Raw genomic sequence first — 25,244 nt, 5'->3', positions numbered from 1 at the left:
AGCCTCTTTCGAAGCAGGCAAGAGGGACCGCTTGCCGACGCTGTGCCGGGCTGAAGCGATAGGGGTGAGAGCTTTCTTTCCGGAGTGCACGGACCGACCTCCATTATTTACTCCGAATAGACTCTCACCGCCTTTGACGAGCCCTTTCTCTCAGGTATGCTAAAACGGCTCGGGTGGCAGACGAGCTTTCTCTTGTTGACCTACTGCGAAAGGTGAACTGTGTCTGACTCTCAGAACAGCTCTGCGCCTGTTTCTACGCCCGCTCCTACTTACGCGCGTCCTTCGCGAACGTATTTTGACCTCCTGCTAGCTACCTCCGCCATCATTTTGATTCTCTCGAACATCGGCGCGACCAAAGCTGTGGCCTTTGGGCCGATTTTGACCGACGGTGGTTTCTTCCTCTTCCCGGTGGCGTATGTGATAGGCGACGTTATTGCTGAAATCTACGGCTTTTCACGTTCCCGCAAAACCATATTCTTCAGTTTTGGCGCAGCGATTTTTGCCAGCCTGGTTTTCTGGATTGTTATTAAGCTTCCCGGAGCCGATTTCTATGAAAATCAGACGGCGCTAGAGACAGTGCTCGGCCCAGTGCCCCTCATCGTGGGCGGTTCTCTGCTGGGGTTCGTGGTGGGTCAGTTACTGAACTCGTGGGTGATGGTAGCTATGAAGAAGCGCTTTGCCGGACGATTCTTGGTGGGGCGCCTGGTGGGTTCAACCATGGTGGGGGAGCTGGCAGACACCATTATTTTCTGCACCATCGCAGCTCCTATTCTTGGAATTACACAATTTAGCGACTACCTCAACTATGTTCTGGTGGGTTATATCTATAAGTGCCTGGTTGAGTTCCTCCTCATGCCTATTACCGTGCCTGTCATCGGCTGGTTTAAACGCCATGAACCCACCTATCCACGTGAGCTCGCCGGTTCATCTCTCTAAAACGGTCTACTCCGTGAGACTCAGGTGAAATGCGCGGGACAAGTCGCGTAGTATTGCCCGAAAGTGCGGGGAGATTGGCATTCAGTGCATAATAAGCACTTGCGCTTTAGTAAAACCCGTCTGTCTCTAGTCGGCAAGAAATGTGATGCGTAACATACGTTAACAACATTTGAACTTGTCTGTAGAAAGAAGAAACCGTGAGCATACCTGCACCGGAAGAGCAAAACGGAAACCTTGCTCGTTCCCTCTCACACGGTCAAATGACCATGATCGCCCTCGGGCTTGCCGTCGGTACCGGTCTGTTTCTTGGCTCTGGTGGCGCTATCGCCATTGCCGGACCAGCCGTCGTCGTCTCTTACGCTATCGGTTCGCTCATTGCAGCTATCATCGGCGCGTGCGCCGGCGAAATGGCAGTGCGTTACCCCGTTCGCGGCGGCTTTGGCACCATCGCCGGTAAATTTATTAGCCCCTACGCCGGATATCTCACCCGCTGGGCCTACTGGGCAACCACTGTTCCCCTCGCCGGCGCTGAACTCGTTGCAGTGGGTCAGTACATGACCTACTGGTGGCCAGAAATTCCCCTGTGGATTTGGGTTGTTGCGTCAGCAGTTTTGATTGTTGGATTGAACTTCGCCAGCGTGAACTCCTTTGGAACTTTGGAATTCTTCCTCTCTTCCATCAAGGTCATCGCCGTCGTTGTATTTATTATCTTCGGTTTGATTCTGGTGTTCTTCGGACTGCCGAACACTCCGCCCCCGGGGCTCACTAACCTGCATGCCGACGGCGGTTTTATGCCTAACGGGCTCTCTTCCATCTGGTTGGCTTTGGCGATTGTGATGTTCTCATTCGGAGGGATTGAGCTGATTTCAGTCTCTGCTGCAGAAGCGAAAGATCCCGTACGCTCGGTACGCTCTGCTGCTAAAGCAATGATGTGGCGCCTGGCTTTCTTCTACGTACTCTCGTTGTTCGTTGTGGTAGCGCTCATTCCGTGGCGGGATGCTTCGACCCTCAAGGATGAGATTGAAACCTCACCGTTCGTGATGGTTTTTTCCCAGATGCACATTCCATACATCGCAGGAATCACTAACTTTGTGGTGCTGGTAGCCGCACTATCCGGCGCAAACGCAGCGCTCTACGCGGCAACCCGCCAGCTTCACTCGCTGGGTTCAGAACGTATGGCACCGCGCGTCTTCGCACGCACCAATGGCCGCGGAGTACCTGCCCAAGCGTTGGCCCTTTCGACGCTCGGCGCAATCGTCGCTGTGGTGCTGGCAATTTCGGGTGTAGGAGGAATCTTCACCTACATGATGGCACTGGTGACCGTCTGTGTGCTGGTGGTATGGGCGATGATCCTTATCTCCTACCTAAAGTTCAAGAAGGTCGAAGGGAATAAATCACCCTTTACGGTCTGGGGTGGCGCTGCTACTGCAACCGTCGGTCTCATCGGCGTGATTGCCACCTTTGTTGCAATGTTCTTCATCGGTGATATGCTCGCCTCCGTTGCCGTGGGTCTCGGGTTCTTCTTGCTGATTACCGTGATTTATTTTGCCGGTGTGAATAAGCAGATTGCCACTAACGATGATGCTTTTGCAGAAGCCAAGACCATGACTGCCCAAATTCCTACCGTTCAGAAGAAATAACCGCAGAATCTCTCGCAGGTAGCTGCGATAGACTCAAGTTAGATTTCGCTAGGCAGCGGCGGGATACGGAGTGAAAGCTTCGAATCCGCCGCTGGCGCGTTTAACTCAAACAATGTGAAGCAGGATTTAATGCCCTCTCAACTCACACACTCCCCACAGGATGAGCCCCGCGGTCTTCAGCGTTCTTTGACCCACGGGCAGATGACGATGATCGTGCTCGGCTCCGCTCTGGGCACCGGTCTTTTTCTAGGTTCTGGGGGCGCTATCGCAATTGCTGGCCCCGCCGTCATCCTGTCCTACGCCATCGGCTCGATTCTTGCCGCCATCATCGGTGGCGCGACGGGCGAAATGGCAGTGCACACTCCGGTGCGCGGCGGTTTCGGATCCATCGCTGCTAAGTACTTGGGGCCTTTCGCCGGCTTTCTCACGCGTTGGGCGTACTGGACCTGCACCATGATTATTACCGGCATCGAGCTGGTAGCAGTAGGTTCTTATCTGAAATTCTGGTGGCCTCAACTGCCGCTGTGGGTGGGCATCGTGATTTTTGGCGTGGTGATTATTCTGCTGAATGTGCGGAGCGTAAAGTACTTCGGCACTATGGAATTTTTCCTCTCGTCCATTAAGGTGATTGCGCTGACCGCGTTTATTCTCGTGGGTCTGTGCATGGTGTTCTTCGGGCTACCGGGACATACGGCAACAGGCGTTTCGAACCTGACCAACGACGGCGGCTTCATGCCCCACGGTTTCTCTTCAGTGTGGCTCTCACTTGCAGTCGTGATGTTCTCCTTTGGCGGCATCGAGATGATTTCGATTTCTGCAGCAGAAGCGAAAGATCCAGCCCGTTCGGTGCGAACCTCCGCTAAGGCAATGATGTGGCGTCTGGCTACTTTCTACGTGCTGGCAATGTTCGTGGTGGTTTCTGTGATTCCCTGGAGCCAAGCCGCTCAGCTAGAGGGTACAGTAGAAACCTCTCCTTTCGTGATGGTCTTCTCCGAATTGGGTATTCCCGCTATCGCAACTATTACTAACCTGGTGGTTCTGGTTGCTGCGCTTTCAGCCGCTAACGCTAACCTTTATGCGGGTACCCGCCTGATGCACTCTCTGGCATCAGACAAGATGGCTCCTTCATCTCTGGCGCAGGTTACCGCCCACGGTATCCCCGCCCGCGCCATGTGGGTTTCGACCCTCGGCGTCATTCTGGCGATCGTTCTCGCGGTCTTCAAACCCGGTTCTGCTTTTGGAACCATGATGACCCTGACCATGGTTTCCGCTTTGACCGTGTGGGTTCTGATTCTGCTGGCATATATGGCGTTCAAACGAGTGGAGGGCAACTCTTCGGCCTTTCGGGTGTGGGGTGGGCGCGGTACTGCCGCCGTCGGCATCCTGCTCCTTTTCGCTATCTGGGCAGCTCTCTTTGCAGCTCAGGGAAATAGCACTCCCGCAACGGTAGGAATCGTCTATTTCTTGATTCTGACCATGGTTTATTTTGCCGTGATTCGCAAGGTACAAACACCGGACGACGACGCCTTCGCTGAGGCACGCGCAGCAAGCTCACAGGTAGCCGAGTAAATTTTCCTTCACAAGCGACCACGAAAGTGCACATCTGACCAGCAAAAACTGGTCAACAGTGCATTTTCGTGGTCGTATTTGTTTGCCCCTGGTACTCAATAACCCGAGTACACTCGAAACCATGGCTGAGAACGTATTCGAAGTAGAAATTCCGCTCCGCTGGGGCGATATGGACGCCTATGGGCACGTCAACAACGTCACCATGTTTCAGATTTTAGAAGAAGCGCGGGTGGCTGTTTTTGGAATGCCGCCGTCGTCAGGGGAGCCTGTTGCGGAATCTCCTCGGCCGCGCGTCCATCTCTTTGAGACCTTTCCCGACGGCGTCCAGGCGCTGATTGCCGAACATCACGCAAAATACCACTCGCCTTTGCCTTACCGGGGTCTTAAGGTAAAAGTAGACGTGGCTATCACTGAGGTAACTGCTGCTTCCTTCACTATTTCTTACCGGGTTTTTGACCCCCACACCAGTACTTTGTGCGTCAGCGCCTCTACAGTGCTTGCATTTTTTAACGCCACCACAGGTACCTTGACCCGCCTGAATAAGGCGCAGCGAACCGAGCTTGAATCCTTCATCAACTAGACAAGAGGAGAACACTAACGACGTGCCAAAAAACCAGTACGCCCGCGAACTATTCCAACTGCCACCCCAGGTAAGGCACCGAGACACTCTGCCTGCCGTGCGTATTGCACTCAGCGTTGGTATTCCGCTACTGGTTTTGCTGCTCATGGGGGAGCCGAAACTTACCATATTCACTGCGTTCGGTGCGTTTACGGCGCTCTACGGGAGAAACCAGCCGCTACTACCGCGCGTCATTCAGCAGACCTCATCGGGCGTTCTGATGGTGGTGTGTGTGGGAGTTGGCCTGTTTCTCTCTGCTCATCATGTGGCAGGGTGGCAGCTGGTAGCTGTTACCTCGTTTTTTGCGGCGGTGTGCGCCTACATCGCGATGATACTCAACCTTAAACCTTCGGGGCCGCTGTTTTATATCTTTGCTTCGGCGGGTATTGCTTCGATTCCCTATTCGGGGATGGCGGTGCGCGACTTGTCTCTTACCGCAGCCTCCGCCGGTTTCTCGCTTTTACTCGGTGTTATTTTGGGCCAGCTCTGGGGAGAAGGCAGGGGCGTGCCCACTATTATTCGCCCCTCTCTCAAACATAAAAATGTAGCAACGCAGACCCTGACTAACTTTATTACCACCCTGGTTGCAGGTTTGGCGGGTAACTTGCTGGGGCTTTCCCATGCCTACTGGGCGATGGTTGCTGCGGCTGCGGTGCTGGCTGCGCCGTCAATGTCCAAAAGAATTCTGCGCGGTGTGCACCGCATGATCGGCACTATCTTGGGCGTGCTGGTCACCGCGTTTTTTATTTCGATGCATCCTGATGCTTGGCATATTGCCGTGCTCATTGTGATTGCACAGTTCGTCACAGAGATTTTTGTGATGCGTAACTACGGGCTGGCGGCAATTTTTATTACACCGCTGGCGCTGTTTATGGTGCACCTGGCGTCGCCATTCACCAGCTATGAACTGCTCACAACCCGCATGTTCGAAACTATCCTCGGTGCGATTATCGGTATGGTGGGTGCCATCGTTTCACCTAGCCCAGAGCACCTGGGCAAAGATACCGTGGCGATTCCTCTAATCCGATTTGCCCGGGACCATCGGCGCAGGTAGGACTGCACTAAGACTTCGATGTAACTAGCTCTTTTGAGTGTGGAGCAGATAGAGGGAAGCGGACCGTATGTCATACGGTCCGCTTTTTCTATATCCGATTCAAGTCTGCGAGGTTCTTAGATTTCAGAAACTAGAGCCTGCAACTTGTTGAAGGACGACGTCCACCCCTGCGCACCGGGTTCGTGATACTCGGTGGGGAGCGGGCCCTGGGTAATCTTCAGGTGAGTCTTATCGCCCTCTTCTTTGAATTCGATGCGCATATAGAGGTAGCCGGGCTCCTCGCCGTCGGCAGCCGGCATGGTTTCGATGCCTTCGATGAGCTTGTTGGGCTCCAGGGTTGCAAACACGGCGTTGGAGGGGCTGGTCATGGACGGGTCGTCGTCGTTGACCATGGTGAATTTCCAGACGCCGCCGACGCGGGGATCAACCTCAGCGGATTCGGCGGGAACACTCCATCCTTCGGGACCGAACCACTGAACGAGCAAGTCTTTTCCGGTGAAAGCGCGAAAAAGCTGCTCGGCGGATGCCTTGAAAGTGTGTTCGATTTCGAACACTAATTCTGCGGGGACTTCTTCAATCTTGAAGGGAGGTGCTTCAGCCATTGCTGGGCCTTTCGTCTGTAGCGAGTCTCTAGTTGTGAGGTTTCAAAACTTTTTCTAGGGAAGCAAACGATTCATGCCAAGTGCTAGCTGCCTGTTCATGAACCGATGCTGGTAGCGGTCCCAGCTCTAGAACCAGAGTGGTTCCCTGCCCCACGCCGTCGTCGGTGACGACTGTCCCGGGCACCATCCGTAGCCGCCAGCCGATTTCCTGCTCGGTGGGTTGACCGTCGGGACCGGCGATGGCTTCGGTAAATTCCAGGAGCGTATCGGTGATGGACTCAAATCGTAGGTACACAGGGGCAAAAACGTTCGGGCCGGATTCGTGCTTCATCAGCAACTGGATTCGCCCGCCAATTTTGGGTTCGAAAATGAAGTGTTCGTCCTGGATAGTCCAACCAGCCGGGGCGTACCACTGTTTGAAGATGTCAGCGGCGGTAAACGCGGCGAGCAACTCATCGGTCCCCGCCAGAAAATCGTGCTTGACGGTCAGGAGTTCTTTTTTCGACACCTTATCGAGGGGAAAATCAGCCATGAGGCAACCTTTCGAATTGTTTAAAGCGAAACAAAGCTATCAAATAACTTTCTGTGTATTTGGGCGCTTAGAAGATGGTCGCGACCAGATGAGTTTTTCTTGAGACGGTGAGTAAATGAAATCGACAATATCTTCACTAATAATCATCTCAATTGCCTGATCGATAACCTCTAGCGGAACAATAAACCATTCGGAAGGATCATATTGTTTTCCGTTTGAATCAACTTGAGAGATATCTAAACGTACTTCTGTAAAGAGCTTGTGAATCAGATGTTCTAACCTTGAAGCTTTTACATTGTAGACCCTGTAATCTGCCTGCACCTCTACGGGAGCCATGAGATAGGTAGGATCAGTGTCTGCTCTGGAAATTCGTTCTATAACAGGTTTTGTGGAGAAACCAATCTTGTGAAGATGCTGGAGCGAAGCAATATCAGGATTAGCGCTGAGCGATTTCAGTACATAGATATGACCTGACTCGATATCGGCGTCTTCAATTTCTGTAATGCTTGTTTCAGACCGAGCTACTGTAAATCCATTGTGTTCGCCCAATCGCCCGGCAAGTGACTGACGGTACATAGAAGATTCTGTTCCGTTTTCGAAAATAACGCGGAGTCTTTCTTTAGGAACTCTGCGAGTACCTTCAATGTATTCGGTTTTCCCTACTTCTGCTACAAAGGCCATCAGCCCCCCGAGCACGAAAAAACGGCCTTCTCGGATGGTGGAGACTCCGCTAAAGGGAACAAGTTTCATAGACCCATCTTCAAGTTCTTTATGTTTTGTTTTGAAGAGCGGCTCGAAGACGGCAAAGTCTTTTGCTTTTTTCCGTTGTGCTACCTCAAAATCGTCTTCTTTATACTCAGTATCAGGCAGGGTGCTGATATCGAAAATATCGTTGTCTGTATCGAGTAAGTCAAAATCATCTGATGCAAGCAAATCGTCGAGGCTTTCCGGCGCATCTGGCAAAGTAAGCAGACCAAACTCTTCATCCAGATGGCGCACTGCCTCAGCTTTATGGTCTTGGGAGAGGAATCCCTCAAGGCGCGCACCAAGTTTACGTTCAGAAATATTCAGGGTTTCTGAACTCGGCAAACACCCGTGTTCTCGTCTGAATTCTACGATTTCAAGAAACGCACGTTCTAAACGATCAGTTGAGGTAATTGGCTTTGGCTTTTCAGGAAGGTTCAGCAGACCGTCTTCATCTTCGAGGATGAGCAGGTCAAGTTCTTCTTCGTATGAGAGCTTTTCAGTCATTTTGGTTTCCTGCCTCTCGTTGTTGTTGTCGTACCCGTTCTTGTTTAGCTTTCTGGAGCACCAATAGAGCTTCGGCGTAGCGGCGTTCAATCGGATCTTCTGATCTGCGGTCGGGGTGGTGTCCGTTATGCACCTTGACCCAGTTTTGAATTTTGCGGTAAAGCGAAAGGGCTTCTTCGAGTGTAATCTCAATCCGGGTAGCCGCAATGGTGTCTTGAATGAGTCGGAGAACATTCGGCGTAACGGATTTAGAGAGAACCTCAAAAGCCCGCTGGAAGGGGTTGATGGTATCAATCAAATTGATGTGGAGTTCTTCAATGTTGACGAACCTATCAGCCATTTTGATGAAGCGTTTGTCCCCAACCTCGCGGACTTCCCCGTTTTTGATGACAGAATCAGCGACTACATGTTGGCGAACTTCTTCAACCTCTACTTCATTGAGGTCGGGAAAGCGCTCGCGAATAATCTTGGGTATGAGAACCTTGTTGGTGGTTTCAGGGTCCACGCTGCCTGCAGCTGCGCGGGCGAAAGTATCATCTTGCAGAATAGTTGCTTTGAGGTCATTGAGATCGTTTTCTACAATCTGCTTGACCCTAGCTGTTGAAGGTTCTTTGAAACCGGTGATTTTTACGGTGCCTGGTTTTGGCGGATCGTCGGTGCCTTTTTTAGCTTTGAACTCGAAGTTTTGCGCGAGGACCTGTTCCATGAGAAGGGACGCGGTAATGGCTTTGAGCATGTTGTTCACAGAAATAGTAACTTCGCTTTGAGCGGCATCTGGCTCAGCAATGAGGTTAGTGAACTGTGCGTGTTCTTTACCTTCGCTATCGCGGGTGACTCTACCGATGATTTGGATAATTTCGGTCAGCGACGCGCGGTATCCCACGGTGAGGGCGTGCTCGGCGAAGGGCCAATCGAAGCCTTCTTTTGCCATGCCGAGGGCGATGATGATGTCTACCGCATCTTTTTTCTTGGATGCAGTAGCAGAAAGGTAATGAAGAGTATTAGACCGGGCTTTTTGATCGGTATCATCAACTAAATCTGCAACCCGTAGAACTTCTCCGTTATCGCGGCGGCGTATCAGAATAATCCCGGTATCAGCTTCAGTTTCTTCAACTGTTCCTATGGCGTCGAGAATAAAGCCAACTTCTTCGATTTTATCCTTGGTTGATTCGCCGGAATTGACGCTGGGTATATGGATGATGGTTTTCTGATCTAGGTCTAGTACTTCACTGATTGCATCGGTGTAGCGCCCTTGATAGAAGTGGTGACCGATTCCGAGTTCTTTCAGGTAACGGTAGCCGTTGAGCTGGTCGTAGTAGTTGAAAGTAACCGGGGTGAATTTGGCTTCATCTTCGGGGGAGAGAACTGGAATGGAGTCTCCTCGGAAGTATGAGCCGGTCATAGCTACAATATGGGCATCGGATTTTGCCATGATGTCTTTAAGTAACTTGCCTAGGCGGTTTGCATCGAGGTTGGCTGAGACATGGTGGAATTCATCAATAGCTAGAACTGTGCCGTTGAAGTCTTCGGGAGCGAGTTTTTCGAAGGCGAAGCGTAGGGTGGCGTGGGTGCAGACTAAAACCGGGTCGTTATTCTTCAGAAAAGTGGTGAATTTTTCTACCATGCTTACCGAGGAACCCGGTATGCAGAGGTTGTTCTGGGGTTTTATTTCCCAGTCGGCAAAGAAACCGTAGCGGCTTAGTTTTGTGGCATTGAAGGAGGCACCAATAGAGCGTTCGGGTACTGCCACAATAATTTTTGTGCGGTCTTGGTTGTAGAGCTTATCGAGCGCAACGAACATGAGGGCACGGGATTTGCCGGATGCCGGTGGAGCTTTCACCAGCAGGTAGGGCGCGTTGCGTTGCGCATAGACTCGGCGTTGCATTTCGCGCATGCCTAGCTCATCGGTGTCGACTGAAGTTCCTGCTTGGGCATAGGTAACGTTGACGGTGTTGAGGGAGCTGTCATTAAAGGCGTTCATGTGGTTTTCTTTCGGCGAGTGGATTTCTTGGGGGCTTTAGCTTCTTCCTCGGCAACTTGTTTCTGGTAGAGGTCGAAGAGCTTGGCGAGCCTATCTTCATCGTTTTCAAAACCTGTTTTGGAGTAGAGGGAATCAACTAATTTATCCACTGCTGTATGGGCTTCGCGGAGGTCCGCTGGCATCTTATCTGGATCGTAGAGTTCTGCCAGAGTGTTTTCGCAGTGGTATTCGCGGACGTCGAGTACCCGCAGGGCAACCTCAGTGAGTTTGGTTTTCATCTGTGGGGTGAGATGTGGTACTGGGAAGTTGTTGTAGACGAGGGTGTTGGAGTATCTGTAATCGGTCTTGAGCTTGCCACCCACAGACCGTACCCAAGCCATATGGAGCCTAGATGTCAGCAAAGCAAAGAGCCAGGGTTCGGCATCGTAGACCGCAAAGGCGGCATCGGATATAACAGTGTCTGCACCGAGATACCCTATCGGAATGTATTCTCTACGCTCAGATGAAACGCGAGGAACAATAATTGAGTCGGTGGGTTTATATGCGCTGAAGTAGAACTTATGAGGGAAAATCGCCATTGCTTGAGTAGATTTTTCTGTACTATTGATACGAACTTGGCGAACTTTTTCAAGTCTTTGGGAAATAGGTTTTATTTCATGAGCAAAATTTAGATTCTCGTCCTCAATCCAAAGACAGTATCTTTCTTTCCCGTTAATATACTGATCGGCTCCATAAAATTTTTTGATAATTTTATCTAAATAAGGATGACAGGATAATAGTTCCTCTTTTTCGGTGGTTGTGAGAATAAGATTGCTTCCATCATTAGGCATTGAACCGTATCCCATCTGCGGAAGTTGGGGGCTTATGGAATGTGATCTTCTGCTAATCCAAACATTCTGGCTCTCTGTAACGTAAGGTGTAATATTCTTGACTTCAGTAACAAGATTTTCTGAAAAAATATATTTTTTCTTGTTTCCCTTATTTCTAAGATTGATGACAACGCAGATAACACCCGCATTCTTTTTAGCCGAATTACTCCATTTAAAAGAGGAGTAAGCATAACCGATCTCGATATTTTTACTTAGAATCGGTTTCCATAAAAGGCTTACTTGCTCTCCTTGTGTAATTGAATTTGTTGCTACAAAAGATAACTGTGCAACAGTTTTATTTATATATTCGCTACCTTTAATAAACCAAATGCATACATAGTCGAGACTTTTGAAATTGGAAGTTGATAATTTAAGGTCAGTCTTTTGCTCTTTGCCCTGATTTCGGCTTCCTAGATAAGGCGGATTACCAATCAGGTAAATCTCTTCTTTTCCGTCGTTAGGGCAGACCTCGTTCCAATCTATGCGCGCAGCATTGCCCTCCTTAATCTGCCCGGTTTCCCGTAGGGGGATCAGAGGGATTTCTACCTTGAACTTATCCGTGAATTCCATATTCATCTGATGCTTAGCAATCCAGAGGGACAGGACAGCTACCTCGGCTGCGAAGTCATCAATTTCGATTCCAAAGAAATTTTCAATCGATATGCGGGAGTCAGCAAAAAGAGAGCTGTGTTTATTACCGCCGATATCCGCTAGCCTCTCCAAAATAGCGTGTTCGAGGCGGCGTAACTCCTTATAAGCAATCACCAAGAAATTGCCAGACCCACAGGCAGGGTCAAAAATCTTGATGGCAGAAATACGCTTTAACAGAGCCTCTAATTTCTTGACATTGTCGAATGCCGCATCGAATTCTTCGCGTAACTCATCAAGAAAGAGCGGTTCAATCGTCTTGAGAATATTCGGTACCGAGGTATAGTGCTGCCCCAAATCAGAGCGTTTACCCGGGGTCACAATAGCCTGGAACATCGAACCGAAAATATCCGGATTAATCTCCTGCCACTGCAAGGTGCCTAACTCCACCAAATGCTGGCGAGCCTTTGCAGTAAACTGCGGAACAACCAGCGCATCCTGCTTAGCAAAAAGACGACCGTTTACATAAGGGAAATCTTTGAACGGCGCTTCTTTATCTTCAGCATCAGGAGTATCTAGAGCCTCAAAGAGAGCAGTCAAGAATTCTTGAGTATCAGAACCATCCTTTTGAGTGAAAGACCCAACAGCATTCGTAAACTGATTCTCTTTGAAAATATTGGTGTCTTCAGCGAAGAAACAGAAGAGTAGGCGCGTGAAAAAAATATTGAGGGTATGCCGATTGAAATCATTTTCAACCACATAGGGATTTGCTCTCAGTAATTCGTCAAAGAGCTTTCCCATGCGCTCTGCAGCCTTAACATCCGCATGAGCCTCAGAAATATACTGGGTTTTTTCCATGCCAGCCCAAGGCAAGAAAAACGCAAAATGCTTTGCAAAATCTAGAAAATCAATGGCAAGCGTTTCACCAGTTTTAGTATCTCTTGCCAAGAGCTCAGAGTAATCACTAACGATAATAAACCGGGGAGAATACCGCACAACATGTGCAGCTTCTCGCAACCGTTCAATTTCTTCTAGAGCGTCTTCAGACTCTAAAAGCTCCCTAAAATAAACAACATTTTTGAGAGCTACCTCGGTAGCAGGTTCAAGGGCGACATTCAGAACCCCATTCTTAAGACGGGAAACAGTGCTCTTGGGTTTCCCGTACGCTAGGAGGAGATCGAAGATGAAATCGTGATGATTTTCGCTTTCTTCTCGTTCTCTCTGAACGAGCAAATCGACACGGGTTTCGATTGCCTTAACACTGAGCTTTGCCATAGGTCTTCTTATCTACCTTCAATGCGAATACGAACCTGTCTCTTTTAAACTAGACAAAAGAAACAGCCTGCATGAGTTGGGTGTGCTGGGCGTAATATTTCTTATTAGTTGTGGGTCTCTATTGTGGATTCTCCCGCCTCAGCTAAAAGCGCCGCTTCTGCCACCGCCGCGCGTCGTGCCTCCGCCTCAGCTTTAGCTTTGAGATTTGCTGCCCGGCGCGCTTCTGCCGCCGCGATGCGCTGGGCCTCTTTCTGCGCTCGGCGTGCCGCAGCCTCTTCCTGGGCTTTGAGCTGGGCAACCTTCTTCGAATAGTACTTGCCCACGAACTCGTCGCGGAACTCAAAGTAGTCGCCGGAGTCGATCGCTAGGCGGGCGTCGTCCACCATCTTTACAATAAATCGCTCATTGTGAATTGACGCCAAAGTTGCCGAAAGCCGCTCGTCCGCCTTGAACAGGTGATGGATGTAGGCGCGCGTGTAGTGGGCGCAGGTGTAGCAGTCGCAGCCATCAAAGATCGGCGTGAAGTCGGTCTTGAAACGCGCATTGGTGAGGTTCACACGACCCTCGGGCGTATAGACGGCGGCGTTACGGGCAACGCGCGTGGGCGAGACACAGTCAAAGGTATCAACACCGTTTTCGATGCCCACGAAAATGTCATCGGGTTCTGAAATCCCCAGCAAGTGGCGGGGCTTATTCTCGGGGAGTTCTTCGTTGCACCAGCGCACAATGGTGCCCAGGTTTTCTTTCTCCAGCGCACCGCCCAAGCCAAAACCATCAAAGGGCATCGACCCTAAATCGCGGCATGCTTTACGGCGAAGATCTTCATACTGCGCACCCTGAATGACGCCGAATAACGCCTGATAGGGTTTGCCTATGCGTTCCTTGGTTAGACGCTGGTGCTCAGCTATGCAACGCAGCGCCCACAAGCGGGTACGCTCTAACGCTTCTTCCTGGTAAGGGCGGGAGTTGTAAAGGGTGGTGAGCTCGTCAAAGGCGAACATGACGTCGGCACCAATTTGATGCTGCACCTGCATCGAAACCTCAGGGGTGAAGCGGTGCATATCGCCGTTGATGTGGGACTTGAAGAACACGCCGTCGTCGTCCACATGCGCCATGCGTTCTTTGCCGGTCGCGACGTCGTCGTCACCAATTGGTCGACCATCGGCGCCCACAGCGTTTGCAACTGTGCCCATGTCGATGACCTTTTTGAATCCTGAGCCCAAGCTCATGACCTGGAATCCGCCGGAGTCGGTGAACGTTGGGCCATCCCAGTTCATAAACTTGCCTAGACCACCAGCGGCGTCGAGAACCTCGGGTCCAGGCTGCAGGTACAGGTGGTAGGCGTTAGCGAGCAGTGCTTGCGAGCCCAACTCTTTCATGGCCTCGGGTAGAACAGCCTTCACCGTTGCCTTGGTGCCAACGGGGGTGAAAGCGGGGGTCTGGATATCCCCGTGCGGGGTATGAATGACGCCGGTGCGGCCACGGAACTCGCCGCCATTAGCGTCGGTTCGAGCAGCGGGGATATCGGCGGTATCCGCTAGCCTGTTGCCAAGTTCAAAGGAAAAAGTGGGGTCAGAAAATTCTGTATTGAGCACCTGCCCATTCTACAATGTCCAGCCTGGGGAAAGGCCGTTCTGCCGAGAACACACCATCTGCCCACCACACACCGTTCTTCGCTGTGCTTGTGAGCAATTCGGGTGCATTCAACCCAACTGCTACCCTGAAAAGTGTTCACCCCTATCTGCTTTTCAAGGATTTCATGAGCACCTCGGTATCTGCGTCGCCTCTTTCACCCCAGCAACGTCAATCGGTGGTACGTACGCTGAGAAGTCCCAAACTTCTCACCGTGGAAGTACTCGCAGGTTTGGTGACGGCGCTTGCACTGATTCCCGAAGCACTTGCCTTTGCCGTGGTGGCGGGAGTTGATCCGCGCGTCGGTCTTTTTGCCTCATTCACCATGGCGGTGACCATCTCAATCACCGGCGGGCGTCCTGCCATGGTATCGGGTGCCGCGGGTTCGACGGCGCTCGTCATCGCACCTCTCATGGCAAGTCACGGACTGCCTTACCTGATTACGGCGGTGCTTCTTGCCGGTATTTTGCAGATTGTTCTAGCAGGGATCGGGGTGGCTAAGCTGATGCGTTTCATCCCCCGTCAGGTCATGGTGGGTTTTGTGAACGCACTAGCCATACTCATTTTTTCTTCCCAGCTTCCGCAGCTCATCGGTGTGCCGTGGCTGGTCTACCCGCTTGCCATCGTAGGGTTACTGCTGGTTTTTGGTCTGCCTAAAATTCACCCGATGATTCCCGCGCCGCTCGTCGCCATCGTCTTACTCACGGCCTTCACCATGCTGGCGGGTATCCGCGTGCCCACGGTCGGTGATTTTGGCGCCCTTCCCGATTCATTACCGCAGTTGACTGCACTTGGTGTACCCCTGACACTGGACACTCTAAAAACGATCTTCCCGTTCGCGCTCGCCGTTGCGTTCGTCGGGTTGGTGGAATCGCTGATGACAGCCAAACTCGTAGATGACCTCACCGATACCCACTCCAGCAAAACTCGTGAATCCTGGGGGCAGGGCCTTGCCAATATCGTGACCGCTTGCTTTGGCGGAATGGGCGGTTGCGCCATGATTGGTCAGACTATGATCAACGTGAAAACCGGCCATGCTCGCACTCGAATCTCTACCTTTAGTGCGGGAGTGTTCGTGCTAGTTCTATCGGTTGCTATGGGGAACCTGGTGGGGCAGATTCCTATGGCGGCACTGGTAGCGGTAATGATTCTGGTGTCCTGGAGCACTTTTGATTGGCATTCGATCAAGCCCTCTACCCTTCGCACGATGCCCCGGTCTGAACTTGCCGTCATGGCTATGACCGTTCTGGTTACGGTATTTTCCCACAACCTCGCGCTGGGCGTGGGCGTAGGTGTACTTTGCGCGTTGGTGCTTTTTGCACGTCGAATTACGCACGTCGTCACGGTAGACCGAAAGATCGTTGCCGAAACGGAACAGGACGGCGTTTACGCCCTCTACCGCGTAAACGGACCGCTATTTTTTGGCTCCTCGAACGATCTATATTTCCAATTCTCCTACGCCGAAGACCCCAGCGCGGTGGAGATCGACTTGAGCAATTCGCATATATGGGACGCATCGAGCGTATCTGCCCTCGATTCTATTGCCGCCAAATATGCGACCTTAGGCAAGAGCGTGAGAGTCACGGGGTTGAACGAGGTTTCTTATGAGCTGAGAGAACGACTGCGCGTTCGAAGCTAGAACCGAGAAACCAAAAACTAAGCGCTCGCCGCCAGTACTCGCGCGGCGGATTCGAGAAGCATCCACCCCTGGAGCTGGCTCGAGAGCTGAACGGGAGTACCTACCCCCAAAGTCTCAGAGGCATGACGCACAATATCGGTGCTGAAAAGAACGGTCGGTTCACCGCGTACTTCTCGAACATCAATGCCGTACTCGTTGAGGGGCAAATCGGGGTCGAACTCGCGTCGCCCTTCCCAGAGAATATCGGCACTTTGAACGACCAAAGCGCCGGCACGCGAGCGCACTTCTTCAGCGACCTGCTCGCTCAGCGCTACCTGCGCCAGGTACCGAGCGAGGATACCGCTGAAGAGTCCGCCGTCGCCATCGCCATGTGTGGAGAGAACCTTGACCCTTTCGACGGCGGAAACTTCAAAGGTTGCAGTGAAGTGCTGCTCGATACCGTCGAGGATGTCCGAGATCCGCTGATTTACTTCAAAGTTAAGTTCTCCGCCTGCTTCTGCAACTTCCAGCAAGGCTGAGAGAACCGGGCCCTGGTTGTAGGAGTAGAGGGCCGATTCTAGTTCTTCAGAATCTTGGCGAATTTTGATGCCGTCGAGGTAAACCTTGCGCTCGGCGTCCCACAGCTTGGTGTCGAGCCAGTTGAGGAGGGCAGACGCGCGACCCACCTGCGCGCCGCGGGCGAAGGCAAGGGCTGCGGGTGCTGTGGCGGGTGTATTTTTGAAGTCTTTTTGGGTAGACCAGAACATACCGCCACCGAGGTCTGTGGTGGCGCCTTTGGAGAGTGCTACGAATAGGTCGCGCCCGGCGTCTTGTGCCTGAATAAGCCCGCGCCCGTTGAGGATCTCGGCAAGGGCGTTGAGTCTGCCTGACGCCAGTGCCAGCCATGCCATGTCGTCAAAGTAGGAGTTAGTCCAGGAACCGAGGTTGCGGGTATGAATTCCGCGGAGGATTGCCTGGGCGGTTTCAAACCAGGTGGTTGCGGTGGCTGAATCCATTTCGCGATGGGCGCGTAGGGAGGCGTCGATGGCGCAATCGAGCAGGTGTGCCTGCCACCAGAAATGCCATTCACCCAGCCGGGTGAATCTGGTGCGGGTTTCGGGAATCTGTACTGCGCCGAGCAGGGTTCCGGGTACACCAAAAGCTTTTTTGCCGAACATTCTGAGGATGGACCGCCCGGCGGTTTCAGCTCGGTCGCTGACTTCCCGTGCGTGTTCTTGGTGGAGCTGGGAAATTTCTGCGGCGGTAGGCGCTTGGTGCAGGGAGCGGCGAGTAGGTTCGGTGCTCAATTTTTATCCTCTGATGTTGGTGTGGACTCGTTTCTAGCCTATCGCACGCCGGGTCCTGGGGGCGGGGCGAGGGCGAGGGTGCGTTGGCTACGCAACATCACGTCTTCGCCGGTTAAAGGGTGGATAAATTCCAGTGTTCGCGCTAGAAGTTGCAGGGGAAGAGCGGGATTATCGTTGCCGTGCTCCTGTAATTCTGGGTAGATGGTGTCGCCTAAAATAGGGGAACCTGCTGCCAGCAGATGTGCCCGTAATTGGTGGGTTTTTCCACTGTGCGGTTCGAGTTGAAGGTGGGTTAATCGGCGGGCGCTGTTGTTTAGTCCGGTGATGTCTACGGTCGCCGAATCGAGGTCGTAGATGCTCAGGCACGTGATGCGGGATTCTGCATTGAGTCCGTCGAAAGCTTGGCCGGACTGTCTGCGCTTCCGTTTTTGCGCATGGGTTTCAGGGGCTAGGGGCGGGTGCTCACCGGGTAGAATCTGCACGTTAGTTTGTTCTACTTGAATGTGGCCGTGTTCTTTGTCGATGCGCGAGCGTACCGTCAGCTGGTCTCCTTCGCTTAGGTTCGCTATCGGCAGGGTTACCGCTTCGTAGGTTTTGCGTACCTTGCGGCGTTCGAACAGCATCTGGAGCGGCGCCCGGGCTGGGGGCACTTTAGCGAAGACAAGCACTCCTGCCGTTGCGCGGTCAAGACGGTGCACAGGGGAGAGCTCGGGCAGATCGTGTGCTACCCGAAGATTTGCCAAGGCGGTATTTTTGACGAACATACCCCGGGGCGTGGTGGCAAGAAAATGTGGTTTATCAACTGCCAAAATCCATTCGTCTTCGAAGAGGACGGGCAGGTCAGAGGGTACATCTGGTTCTGGAGATAGTTCGCGGTGGTACCACACTGAGCTTCCTCCGATAAACGGGGAGTGCGGCGCATAGGGGGTCCCGGAGTCATCGACGATTTCCCCGCGTTCTAAGCGAGCAGGTACGTAGTGGGGGTCTTGGGGGAAGAACCTGGCGGTGAGGTAGTCCGCCAGAGTGGGCGAGGTTTTATCGGTGGCCGCGTATTCGCTGGGGTACTGCTCCGGCATGATGAGATGCACGGGATCTATCCCCTCTACCTGGGGCAGGGGTTTGCTGATGGGTGTTTTTCTACGGCGGGCCATAGGGCTATGGTAGCGTGCCCAACTACTCCCTAAAGAGTACTTGGCAGGTGGGGCAGCGGTAGGAGAGGCGCGCAATATCGTTCTCTTGGGCCAGCCGGTGCGGTGTGATTCCGAAGCGTTCGCCGCCGGTGCCTTGGTCGCTCAGTTCTTCGCGCACAATCGGTGAGGTGCAACGGTAGCAGTTTTGCCGCCTGCGACCGTAGACCCATAGGGGTTCAGCAACGGTGCGCGTCACCCGGAGGGGGCGTGCGCGGTTTGCGTTGAGGAGGAGAGAAGCGATTTCGACGACGCGCGGCAAATCCGGCACGGCGGCGACGGTGCTGCGGGGGTCTACGCCAGCAAGAAAGAGCGTTTCAGCGCGGTAGATAGTTCCGATTCCAGCGAGGTTTTTCTGGTCGAGGAGGGCTGGGCCGATCATACGTTCGGGGCGTTTGCGAATGTTTTCTACCGCCTGTGCAAGATTCCAGTCGGCGCCAAGAATATCCGGACCCAGGTGGGAAACAAATCGTTCTTCGTGCTCGGTGGGCACCACATCGAGCATTCCTAGGTTAAAGCCGACTGCCTCTACCGGTGAGGAGCCATCTCTTATTACTCCTGAAGAATCTAGCCGCGCGTTCGCTTTGATGACGGCGCGTGCCTCCGTCGTCCGTCTTTTCCACCGTGCGGGTTTGCCGGTGCCGTCGGTGCCGTAGACATGCCAGATACCTTCCATCTTGAGATGGGAGTGAACGCTCATTGAGCCGATGCGGATGAAGAGGTGCTTGCCCCGGGCAAAAGCGCCGTGAATGGTTTCTCCCGCTAAATCTATTTCGGCGGAATCGGGAAATCTGAAGCTGGTGTGGTGCACCGTTCTGCCTGTAAGAGCGCGGTGTAAGTTACGCGCTTGGCGCCATACGGTATCGCCTTCAGGCATGGGTTCTCCTAGAGCAGCTTTTGAGTAAGCTTCATTCTATAAATAATGTGACAGAAGATAGGTTGGCTTATCAGTTACCGACTGGTAACATCGTTGTGTCATCCATTATGTCTATACAGTATTCCCCCAATTTGTAGAGCGTAAATCCCCCATGAAGTGGCTCCTGCACCGGCAGGAGCCACTTTTATATTTCCTGTCGCATACGCAAACCCTTGGGGGTAGCGTAGAACCCGGCTTCTTCTAGACCTCGACGCAGTGCTGTTATGGGGTGCATCGGGGGTTCAACAGCCTGTTCTTGGGTGGAAACTAAAGGTGCCAGGTTTTCTAAGATTCCCAGTCCGTTGACTTTTTCGATCATGATTTTCTCTGCTGCTCCGCGCCGCACCAGCTCACCAAGCAAGGGGGCTGCCGCTCGTACGTCGGTCACATCGGAGCTAAAGAGTAGAACGGTTCGCCCGCCTCGTTCGAGGTAGATTCCTAACCGCCCGTCAATCAAGACCACCACCGCGCCGGCTTTTCTGCCCGGTTTATGTTTGGTAAATTCTTGCTCGATTTGACCCAGTAACGACGGCGCAGGCCAGGGGAGCGTTGAGCCGTAGGGATTGGCGGGATCGGTCGCCGCAAGTAGAACGACCGTTCGGGTTGTTTGAGTGGAGCCGCCCTGATTCTCTACCTCCCGGTCATAGGCGCGCAAGCGGTCTACCGTGTTCGCCGTCGAGAACTGTGCTGCCCCTAGCTCTTCCACAAAGTAACCTCGCCTCGCCACTCCTTTTTCTTCTGCTAGAGAGAGCACGCGATATACCGCTGAGAATCCGCCGGGGGTGTCCTCTGCTGCCACGGCGCCGCGCGTTAGCACGCCGTAACGGTCCAGGAGTAATTCGGCGCGGGCATGGGCGGCAATCGTGGGGTCCAGCTCTTCGGTCCATACCCGGGACCATCGCCCTGAATCCGTAGGAGACACCATATCGGCGGGGGTAGAAAGCAACCCCATCCGCCCCCTTCTGCTCATTCCGGTGTTGGTACCAAAGCGGGAGCCGGAAAGACGCGCGGCACCGCGGCGTACTGCAGCACGCGGCGCTGGTGCTGGCTTTTTAAGTTTGTGCGCCGAGTGCCCGCCGGCGAGATGCGCGCGTACCGGTGCGAAGGTGTCGTTGGTAACCAGTCCTGCCCAGGCGAGGTTCCAGAGGGACGCAGAGACCTCGGAGCTCGTAAAGGGCATATTCTCAGGGTGTCCTGCGCCTGACTCGGTGGGGTTCGCACTCGGTTCTACTGCCTGCAAAGCTTCTGCGGCGTAGCGGGAAAGTGCCTCGCGAACCTGCTGGAAGAATAGACCGCCACCGCCGAGCACCTCATACACCGCTCGATCTAGCGGGGAAAGTTCGGAGAGCCTATCCTGGCGTTCGCCATCGGAGGGGAGGGTCAGTGAAGCGGCTTCGGTGAGGTGGAGGGTAATCCAGCCATCGCCTGCGAGTTCGCCGTCGCCTGCCCACAGCACATCGCCACTGGATAAGGCGCGGTCCAATAGTGAGGGCGAGTAGTCTTTCACCCGCGAGCGCAGAACCAGGGGCTCCAGGGCGGATGCCGGTATGCGTACTCCGGCCAGCTGGTCAATCGCGGTGAGTAGCCCGTCGTATCCGCTGAGCATGGAGTCTTCATAGGCTTTCGCCGAGACTTTTTTGCCCCCAACCGGGGCACCAAAAGTGCCGGGCGCAAAGGTTTCTTCGGTGATTTCCCACGACTGTACGTGCTGCCAAGGGGGCAAAAAACGCCCATAGATGTGTTGGGCAACCGGTTCGACGTCGGCGCGTAGGGCTGCCAACGAGCGGGATCGGAGGGTGCGTAGAACACCGGCGTCGACCCATTCGGTGCCTGCTGCTTCGACCGTTCCGGTGCGGGCAAGGGCTAGTTCTGCGCGGATTTCTTCGGGTAAAAATTCGCCGGAAATGATCCTGCGTTCCGTTGCCATGGCGCGCAGAGTGGTTTCGACGACGGCGGTACCCAGCCCCAGCGCCGCCGCGGCTTGGGCGGTGGTAAAGGGGGCGTGGGTGCGGGCGTAGCGACCCACCAAATCGTGTAGGGGGTGGGGGACCGGTTCGAGGAAAGCGAGAGGAACCCCCATGGGGAGGGGCACACCTAGACCGTCGCGCAGGCGGGCGGCGTCCTCAATGGCGGCAAAATGTTCGGTGCCATGAAGGGTGAAGGCAAGAGCGCGGTTGGCTGAAACTAGTTCGCGGGCAAACGCTTCAGCCTGCTCTGAGGTGAGGGGTTCTTCTTCAGTTTCCTCGCTAGAGCGGTTGACCCTCAGCCGGGCTGCTAGCTGATGGGCGTTGAGCGGGCCGAGCAAACGTAGCAGGTCAGCGGCGCCTTCAATTCCTTGGTAGCGGTAGCCTGCCACGCTGTGCTGCAGGCGGGCTTCGGTTTGGCGAATGACGTTGGCGTCGAGCAATTCACGCAGTTCATCGCGCCCTAACAATTCGGAAAGTAGCGCCGGGTCAAGGGTGAGCGCTGCCGCGCGTCGTTCTGCAAGGGGCGAATCGCCCTCGTAGAGGAACTGTGCAACGTACCCAAAGAGTAACGTGCGCGCAAAAGGCGAGGGGGATTCTGTTTCAATCTCGTTCACGCGGATGGCGCGGGAGTCTATTTTGCGGTGGATGTCCATTAGGACAGGCAGATCATAGACATCCTGCAAGCACTCGCGCACGGTTTCTAAAATGATGGGAAAGTTGGAGAATTTGCGGGCGACGTCCAGAAGTTGGGCAGATCGCTGGCGTTGCTGCCAGAGCGGGGTTCGCCGCCCTGGGTCGCGGCGGGGCAGAAGCAAGGCGCGCGCTGCATTTTCGCGGAACCGGCTGGCGAACAGGGCGGAGGAACCTACTCGTTCGGTGACGATGTTTTCGAGTTCATCGGTGTCGAAGAAGAACAGGGATGCCCCGGGTGGTTCCGCCTCGATGGAAGGAATGCGGAGCACGATGCCGTCGTCAGCCGCCATTGCTGAGGCATTGACGCCGAACATATCTTCGGCTCGTTGACCGACGGCCAGCGCCCAGGGTGCGTGCACGGGCATGCCGTAGGGGGAGTGTAGAACGACTCGCCAGTCCCCAATTTCATCGCGGAATCTTTCTACGATGAACTGCTGGTCAGAAGGCACCGCCCCGGTTGCTTCGGATTGTTCGCGAACGTAGGCCTGCACGTTATCGGCAGCCCACGTGTCAAGACCGATAGCTTCTACACGCTGACGAGCGGCAGCAGGCTCATTCTGAATCTCTGTGGCGAGCTCACGGGTGAACTGGCCCAGCGCGCGGCCGAGTTCGACCGGACGTCCCGGCCCCTCCCCATGCCAGAAAGGTAGCTTGCCAGGCACACCAGGGGCGGGGGTAACGCTCACGCGGTCGTGGCTAATATCTTCAATACGCCAGGAGGTAGCACCCAGAGCGATGACGTCGCCCGCCCGGGACTCGTACACCATCTCTTCATCGAGTTCACCCACGCGTTTAGGGGCTTTGGAGTCTTCTGAACCCACAATGTAAACGGGAAACAGCCCGCGGTCAGGTATCGTACCGCCGGAGGTTACCGCCACCCGCTGCGCACCGGGACGGCCTTCGAGCGTTCCAGCATCGCGATCCCAAATGACGCGCGGGCGCAACTCAGCAAATTCATCGGAGGGGTACTTACCCGAGAGCAAATCTAAGGTTGCCTCAAAAGCACTGCGCGGCAGGGTGGCGAAGGGGGCGGTATGGCGAAGCGCCTCAAACCAGGACTCCACATCGATAGGTCCAAGCGCGCAGGCAGCCACGGTTTGCTGGGCAAGAATATCCAGCGGATTTTGCGGAATAGAGAGCGGCTCAATATTGCCCGCGAGCATTCGTTGAACGGTCACCGTTGCATTGAGCAAATCACCGCGGTGCTTGGGATAGAGGTAGCCTCTGGAAATTTCTCCTACCTGGTGGCCCGCGCGTCCTACTCTTTGCAAACCAGAGGCGACTGAACCGGGGGATTCCACCTGAATTACCAGATCTACCGCACCCATATCGATGCCCAACTCAAGGGAGCTGGTGGCAACCACACAGCGAAGTTCACCTGATTTGAGCGCTTCTTCAATCACCGATCGCTGGTCTTTAGAGACCGATCCGTGGTGCGCTCGCGCGAGGAGCGGCGGGACGCCGTGGGCAGTGGCGGATTGCGCCATGATTTGCGCTGGTGGGCGCTTGATTTTGGCGTCTTCACGTTCGATTCGAGCGCCACCGTTTGCCGCCAGCGCCTGGCTGAGAGCTTCGGAAATATTCTGCGGCGGGGACGTCACTCGCGGGGAGGCAGAGGCGTTTTCCGAATCTTCGGAGGAGCCTTCCATAGCCGCTCGTGCTTCCTCACGATCAGCGTGAATTTCGTTGAGACGCGCGGTCAGTTTCTCCGCCAAACCGCGAGAGTTGGCAAACACAATGGTGGAGCGGTACTTCTCCACCAAATCAACAATTCTCTCTTCAACGTGCGGCCAGATAGACGCCTGGTAGCCACTGGTATCCGGCGTTGCTTCTTGCGCTATCTCAGCGGGGGAGAGCTCTGCCGGGTCGAATTCTTCAATCTCAGTGCGGGTGATTTCTACCTGTGGGGCAGGGGCGTTTTCCTGCGGAAAAATCCCGATAGCGTCGGCAAGAGTAAGCCCGCGCGTCAGATGATCGATGTCTACAGCAGGTATGGAGTGCTGGTCCGGGGCGGTACCGTCCCGTTCCAGTAGCGAATCGCTGTTGACCATGCCGTCGTCGTGGAATTCGGTGCCGGTTTCAAATGCATTGACGCGCACCCGGGCGCGATCTGCCAGCTTGTCGACGTAGGCGCCGCCCACCGCTGAACCCACCCCAGCTACTGGTTCGCCGTTTTCCTCCCGGCTAGGGTCTGACTGTTCGCCCTCGCCATAGGTGTTGGGGCCGCCCAGCGTGGTCATGTCGGGCACAGGAACAGAAACGGTTAGTTCCCATTTTTTCTCCGAGGGCGGTTGCACAATATCAACCGGGGCGACGCCGCCGAGAAAGCGCGCGACGGTTTCGACCGGCTCTACCGTTGCGGAAAGACCGATGCGTTGCACGGGCTGGTCGAGTATCTGATCCAGGCGCTCTAGCGAAACCGCCAGGTGTGCTCCTCTTTTGGTTCCGGCAACAGCATGAACCTCATCAATAATCACCGTATGAACCGCCGCCAGCGTAGAGCGCGCTTTCGAGGTTAGCATCAGGTAGAGAGATTCGGGGGTGGTGATGAGAATATCTGGGGGATTGGAGATGAGCTGACGGCGCTCCTTAGGCGGTGTATCGCCCGAACGCACCCCAACGGTCACATTCGGTACATCGGCGCCCATCCGCTTTGCGGTTTGAGCGATGCCAATCAGAGGGGAGCGCAGGTTGCGTTCGACATCCACCCCCAAGGCTTTGAGCGGAGAAATGTAGAGAACCTTGGTACCGGTTTTTTGGTTCGGGGCACTTTCTTGAATATGAAGCCGGTCAAGTGCCCAGAGAAAAGCCGCCAGAGTTTTACCCGAGCCGGTAGGTGCAACTACGAGCGCGTGTTTGCCAGCGGAAATCGCGTGCCATGCGCCGTCCTGCGCGGCGGTAGGGGCGGTGAACGCCCCGGTAAACCACTCGCGGGTGGGTGCAGAGAAATACTGAAGCGAGTTATGAAAAGTGCCGGCAGAGGTCATTTGTTCATTATGCCAGGTGGG

General features: G+C 54.1%; 16 protein-coding genes. 6 read left to right on the top strand and 10 right to left on the bottom strand.

Translation table 11 applies throughout. The features are described 5' to 3' along the window. The first annotated feature begins 219 nt into the window (after window positions 1-219). From IDM48_RS09750 to IDM48_RS09730, 5 genes are all read left to right on the top strand, one after another. Complete coding sequence (locus tag IDM48_RS09750) at window positions 220-936, top strand: queuosine precursor transporter (RefSeq protein ID WP_068168487.1); 717 nt, start codon at window positions 220-222, stop codon at window positions 934-936. Window positions 937-1,196: 260 nt separating this feature from the next. Next, complete coding sequence (locus tag IDM48_RS09745) at window positions 1,197-2,576, top strand: amino acid permease (protein ID WP_190618757.1); 1,380 nt, start codon at window positions 1,197-1,199, stop codon at window positions 2,574-2,576. 129 nt (window positions 2,577-2,705) lie between these two features. Continuing rightward, window positions 2,706-4,145 (top strand): amino acid permease, encoded by a 1,440-nt coding sequence (locus tag IDM48_RS09740; protein ID WP_238397965.1) that lies wholly within the window; start codon window positions 2,706-2,708, stop codon window positions 4,143-4,145. A 121-nt stretch (window positions 4,146-4,266) separates the two neighbouring features. Beyond that, window positions 4,267-4,725, top strand: a complete 459-nt coding sequence (locus IDM48_RS09735) for an acyl-CoA thioesterase (RefSeq protein WP_068168568.1) — start codon at window positions 4,267-4,269, stop codon at window positions 4,723-4,725. Window positions 4,726-4,747: 22 nt separating this feature from the next. Next, window positions 4,748-5,818, top strand: coding sequence for an FUSC family protein (locus IDM48_RS09730; protein ID WP_190617159.1), 1,071 nt, complete (start codon window positions 4,748-4,750; stop codon window positions 5,816-5,818). Between the two features lie 116 nt (window positions 5,819-5,934). On the opposite strand, the gene IDM48_RS09725 is transcribed toward IDM48_RS09730, so the two are convergent. From IDM48_RS09725 to tgt, 6 genes are all read right to left on the bottom strand, one after another. Next, on the bottom strand, window positions 5,935-6,420 hold the full coding sequence (locus IDM48_RS09725) for an SRPBCC family protein (protein ID WP_190617157.1): 486 nt from the start codon (window positions 6,418-6,420) through the stop codon (window positions 5,935-5,937). Between the two features lie 28 nt (window positions 6,421-6,448). Then, window positions 6,449-6,952, bottom strand: a complete 504-nt coding sequence (locus tag IDM48_RS09720) for an SRPBCC family protein (protein ID WP_145175391.1) — start codon at window positions 6,950-6,952, stop codon at window positions 6,449-6,451. A 39-nt stretch (window positions 6,953-6,991) separates the two neighbouring features. Continuing rightward, window positions 6,992-8,203, bottom strand: coding sequence for a GIY-YIG nuclease family protein (locus tag IDM48_RS09715; RefSeq protein ID WP_190617155.1), 1,212 nt, complete (start codon window positions 8,201-8,203; stop codon window positions 6,992-6,994). Next, window positions 8,196-10,184 (bottom strand): DEAD/DEAH box helicase, encoded by a 1,989-nt coding sequence (locus IDM48_RS09710; protein ID WP_190617154.1) that lies wholly within the window; start codon window positions 10,182-10,184, stop codon window positions 8,196-8,198. The genes IDM48_RS09715 and IDM48_RS09710 overlap by 8 nt, the downstream gene beginning before the upstream one ends. Next, window positions 10,181-12,916 (bottom strand): class I SAM-dependent DNA methyltransferase, encoded by a 2,736-nt coding sequence (locus IDM48_RS09705; RefSeq protein ID WP_190617152.1) that lies wholly within the window; start codon window positions 12,914-12,916, stop codon window positions 10,181-10,183. Before IDM48_RS09705 ends, IDM48_RS09710 begins: the two co-directional genes overlap by 4 nt. A 104-nt stretch (window positions 12,917-13,020) precedes the next feature. Beyond that, window positions 13,021-14,511, bottom strand: a complete 1,491-nt coding sequence (tgt, locus tag IDM48_RS09700; protein WP_238397964.1) for a tRNA guanosine(34) transglycosylase Tgt — start codon at window positions 14,509-14,511, stop codon at window positions 13,021-13,023. Window positions 14,512-14,675: 164 nt separating this feature from the next. Here tgt and IDM48_RS09695 point away from each other — a divergent pair, with 164 nt between their 5' ends. Then, complete coding sequence (locus IDM48_RS09695) at window positions 14,676-16,187, top strand: SulP family inorganic anion transporter (RefSeq protein ID WP_190617151.1); 1,512 nt, start codon at window positions 14,676-14,678, stop codon at window positions 16,185-16,187. A 17-nt stretch (window positions 16,188-16,204) separates the two neighbouring features. On the opposite strand, the gene IDM48_RS09690 is transcribed toward IDM48_RS09695, so the two are convergent. From IDM48_RS09690 to IDM48_RS09675, 4 genes are all read right to left on the bottom strand, one after another. After that, on the bottom strand, window positions 16,205-17,473 hold the full coding sequence (locus IDM48_RS09690) for a glycoside hydrolase family 76 protein (protein WP_190617149.1): 1,269 nt from the start codon (window positions 17,471-17,473) through the stop codon (window positions 16,205-16,207). Window positions 17,474-17,511: 38 nt separating this feature from the next. Beyond that, window positions 17,512-18,699 (bottom strand): pseudouridine synthase, encoded by a 1,188-nt coding sequence (locus IDM48_RS09685; RefSeq protein ID WP_238397963.1) that lies wholly within the window; start codon window positions 18,697-18,699, stop codon window positions 17,512-17,514. Then, entirely contained in the window at window positions 18,647-19,537 is an 891-nt protein-coding gene (locus IDM48_RS09680) for a DNA-formamidopyrimidine glycosylase family protein (protein ID WP_190617147.1), read from the bottom strand. Before IDM48_RS09680 ends, IDM48_RS09685 begins: the two co-directional genes overlap by 53 nt. 184 nt (window positions 19,538-19,721) lie before the next feature. Next, complete coding sequence (locus IDM48_RS09675; RefSeq protein ID WP_238398082.1) at window positions 19,722-25,223, bottom strand: DEAD/DEAH box helicase; 5,502 nt, start codon at window positions 25,221-25,223, stop codon at window positions 19,722-19,724. Window positions 25,224-25,244 lie beyond the last annotated feature (21 nt).

This window comes from Rothia amarae, assembly GCF_014705945.2.
GTDB lineage: Bacteria > Actinomycetota > Actinomycetes > Actinomycetales > Micrococcaceae > Rothia > Rothia amarae.
This window is presented reverse-complemented; position numbering and strand designations above follow the sequence as displayed.